At 50.8% G+C, this 16694-nt stretch carries 16 protein-coding genes; 5 read left to right on the top strand and 11 right to left on the bottom strand.

What is annotated here, in order from left to right; all coding sequences use genetic code 11:
- The first annotated feature begins 141 nt into the window (after positions 1-141).
- The gene (locus EHT25_RS04205) at positions 142-1038 is read left to right on the top strand and encodes a DUF4595 domain-containing protein (protein WP_124871094.1); all 897 of its coding nucleotides are present in this window, start codon (positions 142-144) and stop codon (positions 1036-1038) included.
- 169 nt (positions 1039-1207) lie between these two features.
- Here EHT25_RS04205 and EHT25_RS04200 read toward each other — a convergent pair whose 3' ends face one another.
- The 8 genes from EHT25_RS04200 to ccoS all read right to left on the bottom strand — a co-directional run bounded on the left by EHT25_RS04200 (position 1208) and on the right by ccoS (position 8814).
- On the bottom strand, positions 1208-2392 hold the full coding sequence (locus EHT25_RS04200) for a hypothetical protein (protein WP_124871092.1): 1185 nt from the start codon (positions 2390-2392) through the stop codon (positions 1208-1210).
- Positions 2393-2575: 183 nt separating this feature from the next.
- On the bottom strand, positions 2576-3268 hold the full coding sequence (locus EHT25_RS04195; protein ID WP_124871090.1) for a sulfite exporter TauE/SafE family protein: 693 nt from the start codon (positions 3266-3268) through the stop codon (positions 2576-2578).
- 18 nt (positions 3269-3286) lie between these two features.
- Positions 3287-3718 (bottom strand): FixH family protein, encoded by a 432-nt coding sequence (locus EHT25_RS04190; protein WP_124871088.1) that lies wholly within the window; start codon positions 3716-3718, stop codon positions 3287-3289.
- A 35-nt stretch (positions 3719-3753) separates the two neighbouring features.
- Positions 3754-5202, bottom strand: coding sequence for a cytochrome c oxidase accessory protein CcoG (ccoG, locus tag EHT25_RS04185; protein ID WP_124871085.1), 1449 nt, complete (start codon positions 5200-5202; stop codon positions 3754-3756).
- A 123-nt stretch (positions 5203-5325) separates the two neighbouring features.
- Positions 5326-6138 (bottom strand): cbb3-type cytochrome c oxidase N-terminal domain-containing protein, encoded by an 813-nt coding sequence (locus tag EHT25_RS04180; RefSeq protein ID WP_124871082.1) that lies wholly within the window; start codon positions 6136-6138, stop codon positions 5326-5328.
- A gap of 10 nt (positions 6139-6148) precedes the next feature.
- Positions 6149-6316, bottom strand: coding sequence for a hypothetical protein (locus tag EHT25_RS32580; protein ID WP_185731277.1), 168 nt, complete (start codon positions 6314-6316; stop codon positions 6149-6151).
- Positions 6317-6436: 120 nt separating this feature from the next.
- Positions 6437-8635, bottom strand: a complete 2199-nt coding sequence (gene ccoN, locus EHT25_RS04175) for a cytochrome-c oxidase, cbb3-type subunit I (RefSeq protein ID WP_124871079.1) — start codon at positions 8633-8635, stop codon at positions 6437-6439.
- Positions 8632-8814, bottom strand: a complete 183-nt coding sequence (ccoS, locus tag EHT25_RS04170; protein WP_124871076.1) for a cbb3-type cytochrome oxidase assembly protein CcoS — start codon at positions 8812-8814, stop codon at positions 8632-8634. The genes ccoN and ccoS overlap by 4 nt, the downstream gene beginning before the upstream one ends.
- A gap of 534 nt (positions 8815-9348) precedes the next feature.
- On the opposite strand from ccoS, the gene EHT25_RS04165 reads away from it, so the two are divergent.
- From EHT25_RS04165 to EHT25_RS04155, 3 genes are all read left to right on the top strand, one after another.
- Positions 9349-9882 (top strand): YMGG-like glycine zipper-containing protein, encoded by a 534-nt coding sequence (locus EHT25_RS04165; RefSeq protein WP_124871073.1) that lies wholly within the window; start codon positions 9349-9351, stop codon positions 9880-9882.
- A gap of 43 nt (positions 9883-9925) precedes the next feature.
- Entirely contained in the window at positions 9926-10411 is a 486-nt protein-coding gene (locus EHT25_RS04160; protein WP_124871070.1) for a YybH family protein, read from the top strand.
- 239 nt (positions 10412-10650) lie between these two features.
- Positions 10651-11400 carry a fatty acid desaturase gene (locus EHT25_RS04155; RefSeq protein ID WP_124871067.1) on the top strand — a complete coding sequence of 250 codons (750 nt, stop codon included), beginning with the start codon at positions 10651-10653 and terminating at the stop codon, positions 11398-11400.
- A gap of 48 nt (positions 11401-11448) precedes the next feature.
- On the opposite strand, the gene EHT25_RS04150 is transcribed toward EHT25_RS04155, so the two are convergent.
- Positions 11449-13863 carry a heavy metal translocating P-type ATPase gene (locus EHT25_RS04150; RefSeq protein WP_124871064.1) on the bottom strand — a complete coding sequence of 805 codons (2415 nt, stop codon included), beginning with the start codon at positions 13861-13863 and terminating at the stop codon, positions 11449-11451.
- A gap of 128 nt (positions 13864-13991) precedes the next feature.
- Between EHT25_RS04150 and hemN the strand changes: the two genes are divergently transcribed.
- Entirely contained in the window at positions 13992-15359 is a 1368-nt protein-coding gene (gene hemN, locus EHT25_RS04145; RefSeq protein WP_124871061.1) for an oxygen-independent coproporphyrinogen III oxidase, read from the top strand.
- A 165-nt stretch (positions 15360-15524) separates the two neighbouring features.
- On the opposite strand, the gene EHT25_RS04140 is transcribed toward hemN, so the two are convergent.
- Both EHT25_RS04140 and EHT25_RS04135 read right to left on the bottom strand, forming a co-directional pair.
- Positions 15525-16055: a 5' nucleotidase, NT5C type gene (locus tag EHT25_RS04140; protein WP_310588723.1), complete on the bottom strand. Its 531-nt coding sequence runs from the start codon at positions 16053-16055 to the stop codon at positions 15525-15527.
- Positions 16052-16663, bottom strand: coding sequence for a hypothetical protein (locus EHT25_RS04135; RefSeq protein ID WP_124871058.1), 612 nt, complete (start codon positions 16661-16663; stop codon positions 16052-16054). Before EHT25_RS04135 ends, EHT25_RS04140 begins: the two co-directional genes overlap by 4 nt.
- Between the last annotated feature and the right edge of the window lie 31 nt (positions 16664-16694).

The raw sequence follows: 16694 nt of genomic DNA, 5'->3' as shown, positions 1-16694 counted from the left end.
TCCAATACGTATGCGTGTGCTGAGATTGCATTAGGCTGTGAAAAAAATCATTCACCTTTTATGAATGGTACCGATTCATAGTCATAATCAACAAAATTTTCTCTGTACTACTGAAAAATCAAAACAAGACTTTCACACGCTATGAAAATTACGTATTTACTTCGGGCAACCCTGTTCGGCCTGCTGGCTGTCGGTTTAGTTAATTGTTCCGATCACCAGATACCGGGTTCGCCAACTGACAAGTTGCGCGTTAAATCCATCACGCAGGTTTTGTCTGATAACGGGGGGCGAATCAGTGCCGCTCAAAAAGTGAGTGCCTTCAGTTATGACGGGCAGGGACGCCTGAGTGGAATTGTAACCTCGGTTTCGCCCGCTAATGCGGACGCTCCATCTGAAAACAGCGTTTTTACGTATGATGGACAAAATCGTCTGAGCCAGCTTAAGCGGGTGATTAAGCAGCAAGGGGGGACGCCAGATCCAGAGGAGACCTATACGTATACCTATACTGATGCGGGAAAGGTTGCGGAACTAAACTACGTCAATAATTCCTCGGATGACAACAACAAGTGGAAAGTGAAATTTCAGTATAACCCTTCTAACCAGTTGATAAACAGCACCAGAACCTTTTCGCTTTTCCCGGTTAGTTACCAGGAAGAACTGGAGTATACTTATACGGGGAATAATGTAACCAAAATCTTTACAACCACTACCTTGACACGCACACCGCCAGGAACGCCCTCCGTTGGTACATTAACGACTGATTATACGTTCGACACCAGCCAAAACCCTTTTTATGGCGTCTTTGTCATTCCGGCTCCATTTACGGTTCTATCGAATCCGCTTTCCGGCATCTTTCGGTATTACACCTATTATGGCGGGATTGATAATGTATTTAACCTGAGCGAAAATAATGTGACGTCGGACGGAACCAGGACCTACGCGTATACCTACAACGCGGCCAATTTGCCTCTTACCCGTACGACAACAGAAGGGGGCAACGTGACGGAAACCCTGCAATATGAATACGAGAATTATTAATGAATCGCACAGTTTTGACCGCTGAATGGAAGACCGCGGGAAGGCTGGCAGCCTAAATGAAATTGAATCCCATTTTTCTGTCCTACGTTAGCTATTTCTTTGAAAAAACGGGAAACCACTGCGGTTTCCCGTTTTTGTTTGCGAGCCACCGAATCGCGCAACAGCAGGGCTAATCACGTTTATACTTTGATTGCAATCGCTGGGCCACACTCGAAGCGAGCCCGTCGCGCAGGTTACGGTAGAGTTTCCACCGGGATGGCGAAAACGGATCGGCACTTTTCAGGGAGCTTCCGTTGAGTGCCCGATCGTCACCACTGAAGGTCTCCCAGGTGGTCTCCCAGGATTCGCGCTCGTAAACCGGTTCTTCCCACAACACTTTTCCGGATGAGAGATCCAGCGCCCGCATACGTAAGTCCAGTCCGGCCCGGATTTCCAACCGATAGGTCGTTAAGGTTCCTTTAACTTTCTCCATGACATCGACTTTGGTCGAATCATTGATTTTTTTCTCACCCACCTTATACAACTGATTGCTGTAGATAGTAGTTGATGAGGAAGTCCTGGTTTCGTCAAATGGTAAATAATGGATGACCTGCATTTGGACGACCTGATGAACCGGCAGGTATATGTCCGGCGGTTTTGAGGAGGGGTAAAGCTGAACGAAAGGCGATGGCTTGGAGCGCTGGGCCACGTTCTGGTAAATAAGGTGTTCTAATTCGCTGTTTTGCTGGGGACTGATTTCATTCGTCGGACTGATCGGTTCGACAACCACCCGCAGAATGGCAAATGGCAGAGCTTCCTGGGCTTTCGCACTGGCGTGGCGGTAATCAGGTACCCAATCCACGGCTTTCTGGTAACTCAAATAAGCTTCTTTGGCGGCCAGGCGGTTTTCTTCACGATACGGAAAGGCTTGTTCTGCAACGTTGTAACGGTCGGCTGCCGCCAGTTCGCGGACTTCATTGAGCCGGTCCGAGTACGAAGCGGGGTAAGCCGCCAGCCACTCTTCGCAGGTTGAACAATGCGCAGCAAACCCGCGTCGGGCGTCGTTTGTCAGCGTTTGCAGGTGGGTGTATTCCTGAAATACGGTTTCCCAACGAAACGGTTGGTTCGAGTCCGCAGCTGAAGTGAGTTTTCGAATAGCGGTCTGGTGCTGATTGTAGGCATGGATAAAGGCTTCTTTTAACACCAGCGGTGCGGTTTCATAGCCCCGTTTAAAAAGCCCGCGCGATTGTGTCAGTCGGTGCGACGCCCGCTTAACCGCCAGGTCAAACTGGCCCCGCTTTAGAGCGGTTTTGCCGCTGCTGCACCCATCCAGCAGAAGCGCGAAGAGTCCGGACAAAAGCACCAGGCGAAACATAGCGTAAACTACAATTTTATGCGGGTTGGACAATGAAAGCCCTTGCGGGTTTAGCTTGGACCCTAAAAAGTAGCTGGCCGTTGGATTGTTTTTCTGCCGGTTGAATTTTTAATTAAAAACGGCCTCTACATACGCATTGGAAATGCCAGATTGGGTTAGAAAACCAGGGTCTCCGGTTCGATCTCAGGGTGCCCAACCATGACAAATCGGAACGGCTGGCTGAGGAGTCGCCGTGGTCAACCCGTACGATCGGATGCCCCGACCAATTAACAGCAAAGCCAGAAGCACGGTCAGAACCGGTAGTAACCGATTAAACCGGTTTCGCAGTTTCGGCGAAAATAACTTCTGGAAGAAGCGAATAGCCAGTAAGGCCGGTAAGGTTCCAAAACCATATAATGCCATGTAAATTGCTCCGGACGGAATGGTCGACTGCGCCAGCGCGCCCGTCAACGCCAGGTACACAAAACCGCAGGGCAGCAAGCCGTTGAAAAAACCGGCTCCGACAAAGCCTGGTAAGGTCGGGCGAATCAACAGCCGCGAAAGGGGGGCCGTAAGCTGTCGGGCAAAAGCAAAAGAGGGGAGGAAAGAAAAAAAACGTCGATTCAGTACCCAAACCAACAGTAGCAGGCCCGCACCGATGGAAACCGGACGTTGCAGACCCGCCAAAAGCAAGCCTTTACCCGATAAGCCGCCCAGTGCACCGAGGAGAGCATAGCCCCCCAGTCGTCCGGAATGATACAGAAAAACCGCCGGTAGCCGCTGGATTTTTGGCAATCGCCCGACCGGCAGCGCCATCACCAACGGGCCGCACATGCCGATGCAGTGCAGGCTTCCGGCAAAACCGGTCATCAAGGCCGTACTATACCAGACGTTCATTCGGTGGTGTAAATCAAGTTATTGAATGGAAACTTCACTGAATGAAAAAAACTCGGACTGGCCGTCCGTCCAGCTAAATTCGGCTTTCCAGAAACCTTTTTTCAGATCGGTCGCCGGGATGATTTGAATCCGTTGGTCGTTGGCGTTCAGCCGAACGCGGAAGTCGAGCGTTCGATCAGATGGGCGATAAAACAGAACTTCACCCGTTTGTAGCGAATCGGGCAACAAAACCGCCATCTGCTGCCGGGTCGGTTGATAGGTTAGGTGAACCGATTTGCCAAGCCGTTGGGTCCGGGCAATTCGCTCAATCTGTCGCTGATAAACCAGTTCGTTCTGGTAATAATCGTCGCGAACCAAATCGACCCGCTGCCGGGACATGAGAACGACCAGCGTGCTGATAAATCCGGCAAAGAGAATAAAAATGAGCACAATGCTTTTCCCCCAGTTCATTTGAGTACGGTTTTAAGTTTGGAAGCAATTGCCCGTTAAAAGGGGCCAGGACCTAAAAAGGTGGTCTGGACGCGATCAATCACTTCATTTTTGGACAGCACTTCCACGGTCAGTTTCGTGCTGTTCTGACGTATGGCATTTTCCGGAATCCGGATAAAAAAAACACCTTTGGCCATTTCATTCGACGGCACTTGCCGAATCGCCTGAACCAGGTGAATGCGGGCATGCGGGTACTTGATTCGAAAGGAAACCGGCAGGTTGTGGTACGTTTTATTGATTATTTCAATGGTATAAAGATTGGAGATTTCACCCTCCTTTTCCCGCTGAAACAACTGGCCTGGTGCCCGCAAAACCGTGGTCTGAACATCGGGACGACTGACCAGTAAATAAACCAATACGCCGATTAATGCCGTCAACACCGCAGAATAGGCTTTCATGCGGCCCGTAAACCGTAGCGGCTTTTTCTGCTCAATACCTTCGTGCGAGTCTATTCGGATCAGCCCCTGCGGTCGGTGAATTTTGTCCATCACATTGTTGCAGGCATCGATGCAGGATGTACAGTTGATACATTCCAGCTGGGAACCGTTGCGAATGTCGATGCCCATCGGACACACCTGTACGCAAAGCAGGCAGTCAATGCAGTCTCCTTTGGTGGCGCTTGGGAGTCCGGAAGCGTTGAACGGTTGCGGCAGATCGTCTTGCTGCCCGCGCGACAGATTCTGTCTGACGATCTTTCCGCGGGGTTCACCACGGACGTAATCATACGCCACTACCAGTGAGTGTTTGTCCAGCAAAACCCCTTGAAGCCGTCCGTACGGGCAAATCGTGGTGCAGACGATTTCCCGAAGCCTGGCAAAAACGAGGTAAAACAAGCCGGTGAAACCCAAAATAGAGGCCAGTCCGGCCACATGGCCCGAAACATTATCGGTCATGATGGCAAAAAGCTCGTTTTTACCAATGAGATAAGCCAGAAAAAGGTTGCTGATGACGAAGGAAAGCAGAAAGAAAACCGTATGCTTGGCGGTTTTTTTGAGAATTTTCTCGCCGGTCCAGGGCGCGGCATCGAGTCGTTTTCGGGCGTTATGATCCCCTTCAATCCAGACTTCGATTTTCCGAAAAACCATCTCCATGAAAATCGTCTGAGGGCAGGCCCATCCACACCAGACCCGGCCATAAATAACCGTGAAAAGCGCAATGAAGACGATAAAGGTAATCAGCCCGATGGCGACAAGGTAGAAATCCTGCGGCCAAAAAGGCACACCGAAAAAGATAAACCGGCGTTCCAGCACGTTGAACAAAAACAGCGGATGACCGTCGATGCTCAGGAATGGACCGGCAAACAAAGCGGCAAGCAGAATCCAGGCCACGGCTGTTCGCCAGCGGAGCAACCGGCCTTTTTCAGCCCGCGGATACAGCCAAGTCCGCGCTCCCTGCTGGTCGGCGTTTGGCAGGTGATCCCGGAAGTTATCCTTTTGGGGTTTCATAATCTGGAAGAGAGTGGTTTCACGGACGCGGCCACCCGGCGGTTGAGCGGAATAGAGAAAGAGGCATCAATATAAAACTCCGCTTGACTCGTTTTTCCTCTGCTTGTCTCCGCGAAACCGTTATTAATCATTTAAAGCCACTTTTTCACCCTGCGGTTCTTTGGCATTGGTCGGATTGGACCCCTGTAAAGACAGGATGTAGCTGGCAATCTGCTGGATCTGGAGCGGATTCAGCTGTTTTTTCCAGGGCACCATTCCTTTTTCGGGAACACCATCCGTAATGGTTTGAAAAACCGCCTTAACCGAGCCCCCGTGTAACCAGTACGCGTCGGTCAGGTTGGGTCCGATGACTCCCTCGGCATTCTGCCCGTGACAGGCTACGCAGAACTGAGTAAAAACCGCCTTGCCCGCGGCAATGGCATCGGGGGTTTTCAGTAGCGTTACGGTATTTTCGTTGATCGAACCGGCTACTTTGGCAATGTAAGCTGCGCGTTCTTTTTCGGCGATGGCCATGTCCTGGGTGTATTCCCGAACCATAATGTTGCCGTCACTGAATACGTGGTAGATCAGCAGGTAGATCACCCCAATACCGATGGTACCGTAAAACAAGGTCATGAACCAGGGCGGTGTTGGATTATCCAGTTCTTCGATCCCATCGTATTCGTGTTCCATGACGAGTTCGCGTTCCATTTTCAAGGGTGCCAGACCCGTAAACCGCTGCCAGAACGTGAGCGGTTTTTCAATGGGTTTGGCAATCGGGCTGGATTCCGTTAACTGCTTGAGTGTCATGTAGAGATGAACCGCAACGACTAGCAACGAGCAGGCACCTACGAGTAGGAACGAGAATAGGATGGCCAGCATCAGGTCGTCTACCGAGTCAATTTTGAACCAGCGGGTATCTGGTTCGATTCCGGCCAGAATTAGTAACAGATTCATAAATAGGGGGTTAAGAAGGTTGGTCGTCGAGCGGCATTTTACTGAGGTACTGAATATGTTTTTTATCCATGATCAGCAGGTAGAGCCCAACCAGCACGAAAAAGGCCAGAAAAGTGAGGAATGACGTCACCATATAGATATCCGCACCCGGGATTTTATCGATGAATTGCTTGAACATTGTTTTGTGAATGATGGGGGATTTTTGATTGAAGGATGACGATTGATATCGACGATTGGCCATTAACAATTGTCGGTAGACTGTTGATCTATGACGACGGTCAATGGTCAATCATCATCCTCATTCCAGTTTCTTAATATCCGTTCCCAGCCGCTGGAGGTACGCGATCAGGGCGACGATTTCGCGGTCAGACTGTATCTTGATTCCTTCTTTGGCCAGCCGCCGACTTACTTCGGTCGCCTGCGCTTGGGCATTTGCTTCTGCGTTGGCAATCTGGAGGTTATCGTACGGAACCCCAACGGCTTTCAGCGCGTTCAGCTTTGCCGATGTGTTGGACAGATCCAGCTTCTGTTCCAGCAACCACGGATAGGGCGGCATGATGGAGCCAGGCGACATCGACACCGGTTCGCGCATGTGGTGAAAATGCCAGGAATCGGGGTATTTGCCGCCTTCCCGGTGCAGATCCGGTCCGGTCCGCTTGGAGCCCCACAGAAACGGGTGATCGTACACAAACTCGCCCGCTTTGGAGTATTCGCCATACCGCTCGGTTTCACTGCGGAAGGGCCGAACCATCTGCGTGTGGCAATTGACGCAACCTTCCTTGATGTAAATGTCGCGTCCCTGAACTTCCAGGGCCGTGTAGGGCTGGACGGAAGCGATGGTTGGCACGTTCGATTCCACCATAAATGTCGGAACCAATTCGATCAATGACCCCACCAGAATCATGACCAGCGATCCGATGAGGAGCGGAATGGGCTTACGTTCAAACCAGCGGTGCCAGTACGTATCGGTGCCCGTTGCCACGTAAACGTTCTCCAAAGCCGGAGCTTCGGCGGCTTCGTTGGCGACGAGCGAACCGGCCGCCATCGTTTTAAACAGGTTATAAGCCATCAGAACGGCACCAATCAGGTACAAGGCTCCGCCCAGGGCCCGCATCATGTGCATGGGTAGAATCTGGAGTGTTGTTTCCAGAAAACCGGGGTACTTCAGCGTTCCTTCGGGAGTAAATTCTTTCCACATCATCCCCTGCAGGAAACCGGAGATATACATCGGAACCGCGTAAAACAGGATACCGAGAGTGCCGATCCAGAAGTGGATATTCAGCAGTTTTTTAGAATACAGTGGCGTGTGATACAGCCGGGGCAGCAGCCAGTACAGGATCGCAAATGTCAGGAAACCGTTCCAGCCGAGGGCCCCAACGTGGACGTGGGCCACGATCCAGTCCGTAAAGTGTGCAATGGCATTGACGTTTTTGAGCGATAACATCGGTCCTTCAAAAGTCGCCATTCCGTACGAAGTCAGACCGACAACCATAAATTTTAGGATGGTATCTTCCCGAACTTTGTCCCAGGCTCCGCGCAACGTCAGCAGGCCGTTGATCATACCACCCCAGGAAGGCGCGATCAGCATAACCGAAAACACGACGCCCAGCGATTGTGCCCAATCGGGCAGAGACGTATACAACAAGTGGTGTGGTCCTGCCCAAATGTATATAAAGATCAACGCCCAGAAGTGGAGAATGGACAGTCGGTACGAATAAACCGGTCGGTTGGCCATTTTCGGCAGAAAATAGTACATCATGCCTAAATAGGGTGTTGTCAGGAAGAAAGCCACGGCATTGTGACCGTACCACCACTGCACCAGCGCATCCTGAACTCCGGCGTAGAGATAATAGCTTTTGAACAGGCTAACCGGCATTTCGAACGAATTGATGATGTGCAAAACCGCTACCGTCACGAACGTTGCAATGTAAAACCAGATGGCGACGTAAAGGTGGCGTTCCCGGCGTTTGATGATTGTACCAAACATGTTGATCCCGAAAACTACCCACACCAGCGTGATGGCAATGTCGATCGGCCATTCGAGTTCGGCGTATTCGTGCGAGGTGGTGATGCCCAGTGGCAAGGTTAAAACCGCCGACAGAATGACGGCCTGCCAGCCCCAGAAATGGAGTTTACTCAAAAAATCGCTGAACATCCGGGCTTTACAGAGCCGTTGCAGCGAGTAATAAACCCCCATAAATATGGCATTACCGACGAACGCAAAAATAACCGCATTCGTATGCAGGGGCCGAATCCGTCCGAACGTGGTGTACTGATTGCCGAGGTTGGCCGCCGGAGCAAAGAGCTGAGAAGCTACGAGAACACCCACCAGCATGCCGATAACTCCCCAGATGATGGTGGCGATGGCGAAATTGCGAACAATGGCATTGTCGTAAGCAAAACGTTCCACAACCGGCGCTGGTGGGTTCGGAACCCGGCGAAATGAATCGGGTTGAGTGGGTAATCCGGACGAACTGGGTTCAATTAATACATTCATAAAGACGATTGGTTACGTGCGGGAGATTCGGAAGGGGTCTGATCGTCATCCAGTAACAGGCGCATGGATGGCGTGTAGAGGTCATCATTCTGTCCGTTTCGCATTGACCAGAAAAATGCTCCCAGAAACCCCAGAGCCAGTGTCAGACTGATGCCGACCATGAAAAAAATGACTTGCATGACGGTTTTGGTAACTATTACAGCCCCAAAATTGGCCGATTGGTTACGGAGGAGGTATGAGCCTGATCAACTGTGGAGGTGATTAGAGTCAGTCAGGTCAAAGAACGGCTTTTGTAGTGGGCAACGGAGGTTTTCGGAAGACTTCTTTCTGAGGTCCAACCGGTTTTTTACAGTGGAAAAGCAGCAAAACGTGACTATTCCGGCTGGATCATTCCTGAGATTTTCTTCCGTCGGCAAACACCTGCCCGGTTTTTGGCCGCTGTAAGCAGCCTGAACCCACCGATTGATCAGGCTTACTGGGTGCTTTCGACGGGTTGGGTGTCAGAAAAATTCAGAATTTTTTGAAGATTTTTTTAGCTAAAGGAAAGATCGACGAATTGCGATGATGAATCGATTAACCAGGCTATTTCATCGACAGCTGCACCATCCTAAAACCAGTTTTTCCGCCATTTTTCCGCGATAGAAGTTACCGGTTTTTAAACTTTGGATTCATCAGGCTGTCAATAGGGCATTCACCAATGAAAAAGAGAAGCCATGAAAACGACGCACAAAAAATATATTCCCATGCTGCTGGCGGTGTTGCTGGTGGCACAATCGGTTCAGGCACAGCTTTTGAAACGCTGGAGCCCGCAGGCGAAAGGAACCGCCATTGGCGTTGGGGTTGGAGCAACAGCCGGGGCCATCATCAACAAACGAAACCGGGTTGTGGGTGGGGTCATCGGCGGAGTGGTCGGCGGAGTTGGGGGCTATGCGATTGGCAAGCACATCGACAACAAACGCAAAAAAGCGGCCTGGGAAGAAGCCGGGCGCCAGACGGCGGGAAAACCGGTTTTAGCCGCCAATACGAATGCGGCCCCTTCCATCACGAAGCGCTCAGTCTCGGTGACGCGACCCGTTAAATCGCCCACGCCCACGCCGGCATTCACAGCGGTTGCAACCGCACAGCCTACGGAAGCCGAAAGCAATCCGGCTTTGTACATCCTGAATCAGGGTTATTTACCAAATCCGTTCTACGGTCTTTCGGATTCGCCCTACGGCTTGACCGAATACCGGCAAAAAAGCTGGTAATAAGGCCAGCGTTTATCCCATTTCACACAAAAAAGATAAAATCATGAAATCTGTTATGTATATGTTGTTGCTGATGGTGCTGGGTACGGCCTGTTCAACGGCAACGCAGGAAACCGTCACGATTCAGGAACTGAATAAGCAGTTTATCAGTGCCTGGAATACGAAAGAGGCCGATAAAATCATTGGATTTCTGGCCGACGATGTACAGTTTGTGCAGGGAAGCAGCCACTGGCAGGGGAAATCGGAGGTTTCGAACAAATGGGTCCGCGCCACGCTTCCGACTCTGGATGACCTGAAAATTTACGCAATGAGTTCGGGATCGGACAACCAGACCGCCTACGAAGCCGGGACATTTGCGGTGGAGGTATTGCCCGCCAATTCGGATGAACCCAAGGGCATCGGCGAAGGAAATTTTATGCTGCTCTGGAAAAAAGGAGCCGATAATACCTGGAAATTGAGTTACGCTCAACTGGAAGATTTGCCCGTTCGAACCGGAACGAATGTGGTTCCTGCCAGACACATGCAATAAAATCGATCTCGTAAGAAGCCCAAACCGGTGCCGGAGCAGTGATGTTCCGGTACCGGTTTGTTGTTTTTATAACACCTGGGCGGATAGAGCACTGATCTCTGTCAGGTGGAAAAATGACGGGACTCATGGCAAAGCCATCGGGGGTCAATCACCTTTGCGGTTAAGGTTATCCGGTTTTCGGGACCTTCTTCTCATTTTCTAACCGTTATGGAGAGCCTGCCAACGCTCGCCTTTTTTGTATGCCCATTCTCCTGTTTTTTGTAGCCCATTGGTACCTGTCGGTGCTGATGCAGACCTTTTTTCTCCACCGCTATGCCGCTCACCAGATGTTTACCATGAGCAAAGGCTGGGAAAAGTTTTTTTATGTACTCACCTTCCTCTCTCAGGGGTCGTCTTTTCTGAGTCCCCGCGCCTACGGAATCATGCACCGGCTTCACCACGCCTACGCCGATACGGAAAACGATCCGCACTCGCCGGACTTTTCGAACGGACTTTTCGACATGATGTGGAAGACGAAATCGTTTTATAACAACATTGTTCATCACCGTGACACGATTCCGGAAAAGTTTAAAAAAGGCGTTCCAAACTGGGCCTGGATGGAATGGTTCGGTGACCTATGGCCCGTTCGGATTGCCTGGGGAACGGCTTATGTCTTGTTCTACATCCATTTTGCGACGGCCTGGTGGATGTTTCTGCTGTTACCTTTTCATTTCCTGATGGGACCGATTCACGGCGCCATCATCAACTGGTATTCGCACCGCTACGGATACACGAATTTCGAAGTGAATGATACGGCCAAAAATCTGTTACCTTTTGATTTTCTGATGATGGGGGAGGCTTACCACAACAATCACCATAAATTCGGTGGTCGGGCCAATTTCGGCGGTTTTCGGTGGCACGAGTTCGATCCGGCTTATCCGCTGATTCTCCTCCTGAACAAATTGAAAGTTCTGAAGTTACGCCGAGGGCGGGATTTGGAGTACATGTAAACGAAAAAGGGGCGTTTTAGCCCCTTTTTTATCCCAACCTCTGCTCAATTAGTTTGCCTCCTTCATCAAAACCGCTCCCCGCCACCGCATTCCCAGCGTCGCAATCAACACCATCGTTGCTGAACTCAACGGCATCAAAATGGCTGCCACAACCGGTGATAAGTTTCCCGTTACCGCATAAGATAACCCGATGCAATTGTAAATCAGGGAAATACAAAAGCTAAAGCGAATCAGACGCATGCCAAACCGGCAATAGGTTAAAAAACCAGCCAGATTGCGCAGACTGTCGGCGGCTAAAATCCCATCGCTGGCGGGCGTAAACTGAATGGTGTCGTCGGTAACAGCAATGCCTGCATCGGCTTGGCGTAAGGCTCCGGCATCATTCAGGCCATCGCCTATCATCAGCACCGTTCGACCAGCAGATTGCAGCGCCCGGATTACGTCCAGTTTTTGCTGGGGATGGCAGTTAAAAACCATCTGATTTGGGGCCGGAAACCAGCGTTGCAATTCGGTGCGGGCCGCATCATTGTCACCCGAAAGCAACTGTAAATCATAATCCGGGCGCAAAGCCGCCAGCATATTTTCAATGCCTGCGCGGTATTGAGTCGAAAACTGAAACCATCCCCGGTACTGGTGATTGATGCAGACGTGCACCACCGAATCCTCTGACTCCCGGTTAGCCAAAGCATCCGAACCAACAAAAGAACGGGAGCCTATCCGGATCTGAGCCTGCCCATCGATCACACCCTCGACCCCCTGACCCGGTATTTCTATAAAATTATTAACTGAAAATAGCTGAAAGTCAGTTAAATGGGTCAATAATCGCCGACTGAGCGGATGGGCTGAATGATTCGCCAGCGAAGCGATCATCGACCGTTCCTGGTCAGTGAGCGGTTTCTTGAAATGCTCGCAAACTGAATTTTCATCCTTGTCGGGAGCGGTTTTGCTAACGGTTAGCGTGCCGGTTTTATCGAAAACGATGGTATCACAGGCCGCGAGTTTTTCCATAACATCGCCGTTTTTCAGATAAAGCCTCAGTTTTCCCAACATCCGCATGCCGTTGCCCAGCGCGAATGGGTAGGATAGCGACAAAACACAGGGGCAGGCAATGATCAGAATGGCCGTGAAGGCGTTTACCGCCCGTGAAGCATCGTTCAAATACCAGTACGTTCCGACCAGAAAAGCCAGAGTAAGTACACAGATGGTGAAGTAGTTGCCGACCAGATCGGCAAAGGTGCGAATCCGGCTGGGAGCACCTTTGCGGAACGTGTCGTTGTTCCAGAGCTGGGTCAGGTAACTCTGCGAAACTTCCCGGACAACCTCCAGTTCAATGGTTTCGCCGATCTGCTTGCCTCCGGCATAGAGCAGCGATCCCACATGTTTGTATTCCGGTTCAGATTCTCCGGTAACAAAGCTGTAATCTATGGTGGCCTGTCCATGATACAGAATGCCATCGGCAGGAATCAGCTCACCATTCCGGATACGGAGGTGATCGCCTTTTTTTACCTGGGCCACCGGAACCGCCTGTTCACCATCCGGCTTCAAAACCGTCACCGCCAGTGGAAAATAGGATTTGTAATCGCGTTCGAACGACAGAAAATCGTAGGTGTGTTTTTGAAACCATTTGCCGATAAGCAAAAAGAAAATCAGCCCGGAAACCGAATCAAAATAACCGGCGCCGGTTTGCGTCAGCACCTCGTAAATGCCCCGCCCGTAGGCGGTCAGGATTCCCGTCAGGATGGGCAAATCGATGTTAATCATTTTTCGGCGCAACGCCGACCAGACCGATTCGAAATACTCCCACCCGGAGTAAAAGACGACCGGTGTTGCCAACAGCCAGTTGAGGTAGCCAAACAAACGCCGAAACGCCGGATCATCCAGACCGAGGTATTCCGGGAAGCTGAACAGCATGATGTTTCCGGCACAAAAACCAGCAACGGCCAGTTTATACAATCGCGGTTTATACGACGGTTTTTGCTGCTCCTGCACCACGTCGTTCAGGCTGATCAGCGGTTCGTAACCCAATGAAGTCAGCAACTCGGCCAACTGGCGGAGCGACAAATCGGCGGGCTGAAACGTTACGTGAACGTGTTTTTTGAGGAAATCCACCCGCGACCGACGAACGCCCGGATGCAGCCGGTACAGGTGTTCCAGCAAATACAGACACGAACTGCAATGAATCGTGGGAACGTAAAATGTAACGTTCGACTGGTTGCCATCCGAAAAATCAATCAGCTGGGCAACGATGTCGGGATGATCCAGAAAACTGAACCGTGAGATTTTGGGCGACTGACCCGGCGCGGCAGTTAGGTTGTAATACTGACACAACTGATTATCATTCAGAATCTGATAAACCGCCTGGCAGCCTTCGCAGCAGAACGGTTTATCGTCGAGAAGGATCGTTTTATTACAAGTTGTACCGCAATGATAGCACGTCTGTTGGGTAGCAAGGACTGGACTCATTATGCCTTATCTTTTTACAAAAATTGACTTTCTGCCCTGCAACAGACATGATAACAATCAGCTTCGAGTCTGATTGTCATTAGAATAATCCACTGTCGGTGGGATCATTTTTGCAAAAAAGAAACCCGATGGACACTGACCTGATCCGCAAATACAACGTTCCCGGCCCGCGCTACACCTCCTATCCAACGGTACCTTTCTGGGAGGCTGCATCGTTCAGCGAGTCCATCTGGCTGGATCGGTTGCTGGCCGGTTTTTTGGCAACCAACCGTCGCCAGGGAATCAGTTTGTACATTCATTTGCCGTACTGCGAAAGCCTCTGTACGTTTTGCGGCTGTAACAAGCGGATTACCAGAAACCACGCTGTGGAAGAACGGTACATCAAAGCGGTTTTAGCCGAGTGGAATCTGTATTGCGATCGGTTGCCCGAGAAGCCGCAGATTGCGGAGTTGCATCTGGGCGGAGGAACACCGAGCTTTTTTTCAGCGGAGAATCTGAAACGGCTCCTCGACGGACTTTTTAGTTCGGCCGATCGGGCGTCCGGCGGTTTTGAATACGGCTGGGAAGGACACCCCAATAATACCAGTCGGGAACATTTAAACGTGCTGTATGATTCTGGATTTCGGCGTGTCAGTTTTGGCGTTCAGGATTATGATCCCACTGTTCAACGCGCCATTCACCGCATGCAGCCAGTTGAAAATGTGCAGCGGGTGACCGAATGGGCGCGGGAAATCGGGTATACGTCGATCAGCCACGACCTGATTTATGGGTTACCCTTTCAAAAACCGGATTCCATTCGGCAAACTGTGCTGGAAACCCGGCGGCTTCGTCCCGATCGCATCTCGTTTTATTCCTACGCGCACGTTCCCTGGATCAAGGGTAACGGTCAGCGGGGATTCCAGGATGAGGATCTTCCTTCCGGCACCGAGAAACGGGCGTTATACGAAATCGGCCGTGAATTGCTGGAAATGGGCGGGTACAGCGAAATTGGTATGGATCACTTTGCATTACCCCACGACGCGCTCTACCAGGCCCGTCAAAACGGAGCCCTGCATCGGAATTTTATGGGCTACACCACAACCTCAACCCGATGTCTGATCGGGTTGGGCGTTTCGGCCATTGGCGACGCCGGAACGGCCTTTGCCCAGAATGAAAAGGAGATCGACGCGTATATCAATCGTGTTTTGGCGGGTGAATTACCCCTGATGCGGGGACACGGTCTCACCGAAACGGATGGGTGGGTCCGCCACCAAATCCAGAACATCATGTGCCGTTTCAAGACCGGCTGGAACCCCCAAGACTGGTCGACGGAAGAGTGGAGCCAACTAAAACCGAAACTGGAAGCGTTTTACGCCGACGGTCTTATTACGTATCATGAAAGCGGTTTGATCGTTACGGAAAAAGGCCGGCCCTTTCTGCGCAACATCTGCATGGCGTTCGATCGTCGGCTCAATCAGGCGCAACCGATTCAGAAACTGTTTTCCCAAACGGTATAGGCGTTTTCGGACGACCGGAAAACCGCAAGTTGCGGCATCCACGGCTTCTGAATCACGAAGAATGCTTTTGGGTAGGGTATACCCGATTCAGGAATACGGTTTTCGCATTTCTGAAGCGGGTATAATCAAAACCGTTGGCTTGTCAAAGCTGCGCAAAACGCCTGTTTACAGCAAAGCCTTTGCCACATCCTCCCACGAATGCACCCGCTGGAAGAGCGAGTTTTCGCGGTTATGTGGCGCATCAAACAACAAACCTTTTCCCTGAAAGCTCACCAGATTATAAGGCATGTCGTCGATCATCACATCGGCCCGGATGATGCTTTTATCCCCACAAAATACCCGGTTTTTCCAGTGAATATGCGGGAAATGCTCGTCCAGCCAGTCGTATTTTTCCGACAGCGAATTACGGAATTCCATGGCTGCCGAGGTGACGAAAAGATCGTATTTTTCCGACAGTTCACGGGTCACTTCCTGGGCTCCCGGCATGACGGCGATGTCGGTAAAAAAGCTGGGTTCGTGTACGTAGTCCGCTAATTTTTTATAAACGTCTTTCTCCAGCAGTTCGTGAAACGATTTTTCACGAAAAACCGTGGGTAAAGCTTCCGTGTCAAAGTCACGGCGGTAAATGTCAATGAACTTGCCAACGGTATCCGCCAGCACGTCGTCCATGTCAATGGCTATGCGAGGTTTCATCATTTGAATTTTACACCAATCGCCCGTTTTCCGCTGGAATACACCACGGCGTCGATCGGTTTTTTGATCTCATCGGCTTCTTTTTTTACCCGGCGGACAAACTGTTCGATATCTTCTTCAATGGAATTATTGACAATCCCACCGGTGAAATAGGATTTGGCTTTCAACCCGCCGGACGCGTCGACCACGGTTTCGTAATCTTTGAGCGGTTCATTCATGACGTAAACGGCCAACCCGTCAATTTTCCGGACTTTGGCCATTCCCTTTTCACCACCATCCCCTTTAAACTTGACAGCAATGGCGGTTTTTGATCCCGAAATGACCACCGCATCAAACTCCTTGTTGTCATTTTTGCCCTGCTTGCTGGCTCTTCTGACAAACTGGGATGCTTTATCGGAAACCCCTTCATTGACAACGCCACCGGTGAATAAGGAAGCCGCTTTGGCCCCTGAACTAATTTCAAACACGGTTTCGTAGGCCCGCAACGGTTCGCACATGACGTAGGTTTCGATGCCTTGAATTTTTTCGACCCGGGCGTTACTCTGGGCCAATACGGTGGAAAAACCGGCGAGTGTGCAGAAGACACCGGCCATAATCAGTTTTAATTTCATCAGAATTCGCATGGTTATGTACATAATGACC

The organism is Larkinella rosea (assembly GCF_003858635.1).
GTDB classification, from domain to species: Bacteria; Bacteroidota; Bacteroidia; order Cytophagales; family Spirosomataceae; genus Larkinella; species Larkinella rosea.
Note: the sequence above shows the minus strand (reverse complement) of the source record. Positions and strands in the feature narration are given on the sequence as shown.

Bases quoted from the DNA above. Each gene is read 5' to 3' on its own strand.
- ccoG (WP_124871085.1), bottom strand. From the start codon at position 5,202: ATGAAACCCCAAAAGGATAACTTCCGGGATCACCTGCCAAACGCCGAC.
- EHT25_RS04195 (WP_124871090.1), bottom strand. From the start codon at position 3,268: ATGAACGTCTGGTATAGTACGGCCTTGATGACCGGTTTTGCCGGAAGC.
- EHT25_RS32580 (WP_185731277.1), bottom strand. From the start codon at position 6,316: ATGTTCAAGCAATTCATCGATAAAATCCCGGGTGCGGATATCTATATG.
- EHT25_RS04140 (WP_310588723.1), bottom strand. From the start codon at position 16,055: ATGATGAAACCTCGCATAGCCATTGACATGGACGACGTGCTGGCGGAT.
- hemN (WP_124871061.1), top strand. From the start codon at position 13,992: ATGGACACTGACCTGATCCGCAAATACAACGTTCCCGGCCCGCGCTAC.
- EHT25_RS04205 (WP_124871094.1), top strand. From the start codon at position 142: ATGAAAATTACGTATTTACTTCGGGCAACCCTGTTCGGCCTGCTGGCT.
- EHT25_RS04155 (WP_124871067.1), top strand. From the start codon at position 10,651: ATGCCCATTCTCCTGTTTTTTGTAGCCCATTGGTACCTGTCGGTGCTG.
- EHT25_RS04180 (WP_124871082.1), bottom strand. From the start codon at position 6,138: ATGAATCTGTTACTAATTCTGGCCGGAATCGAACCAGATACCCGCTGG.
- ccoS (WP_124871076.1), bottom strand. From the start codon at position 8,814: ATGCAAGTCATTTTTTTCATGGTCGGCATCAGTCTGACACTGGCTCTG.
- EHT25_RS04135 (WP_124871058.1), bottom strand. From the start codon at position 16,663: ATGAAATTAAAACTGATTATGGCCGGTGTCTTCTGCACACTCGCCGGT.
- EHT25_RS04165 (WP_124871073.1), top strand. From the start codon at position 9,349: ATGAAAACGACGCACAAAAAATATATTCCCATGCTGCTGGCGGTGTTG.
- EHT25_RS04150 (WP_124871064.1), bottom strand. From the start codon at position 13,863: ATGAGTCCAGTCCTTGCTACCCAACAGACGTGCTATCATTGCGGTACA.
- EHT25_RS04200 (WP_124871092.1), bottom strand. From the start codon at position 2,392: ATGTTTCGCCTGGTGCTTTTGTCCGGACTCTTCGCGCTTCTGCTGGAT.
- ccoN (WP_124871079.1), bottom strand. From the start codon at position 8,635: ATGAATGTATTAATTGAACCCAGTTCGTCCGGATTACCCACTCAACCC.
- EHT25_RS04160 (WP_124871070.1), top strand. From the start codon at position 9,926: ATGAAATCTGTTATGTATATGTTGTTGCTGATGGTGCTGGGTACGGCC.
- EHT25_RS04190 (WP_124871088.1), bottom strand. From the start codon at position 3,718: ATGAACTGGGGGAAAAGCATTGTGCTCATTTTTATTCTCTTTGCCGGA.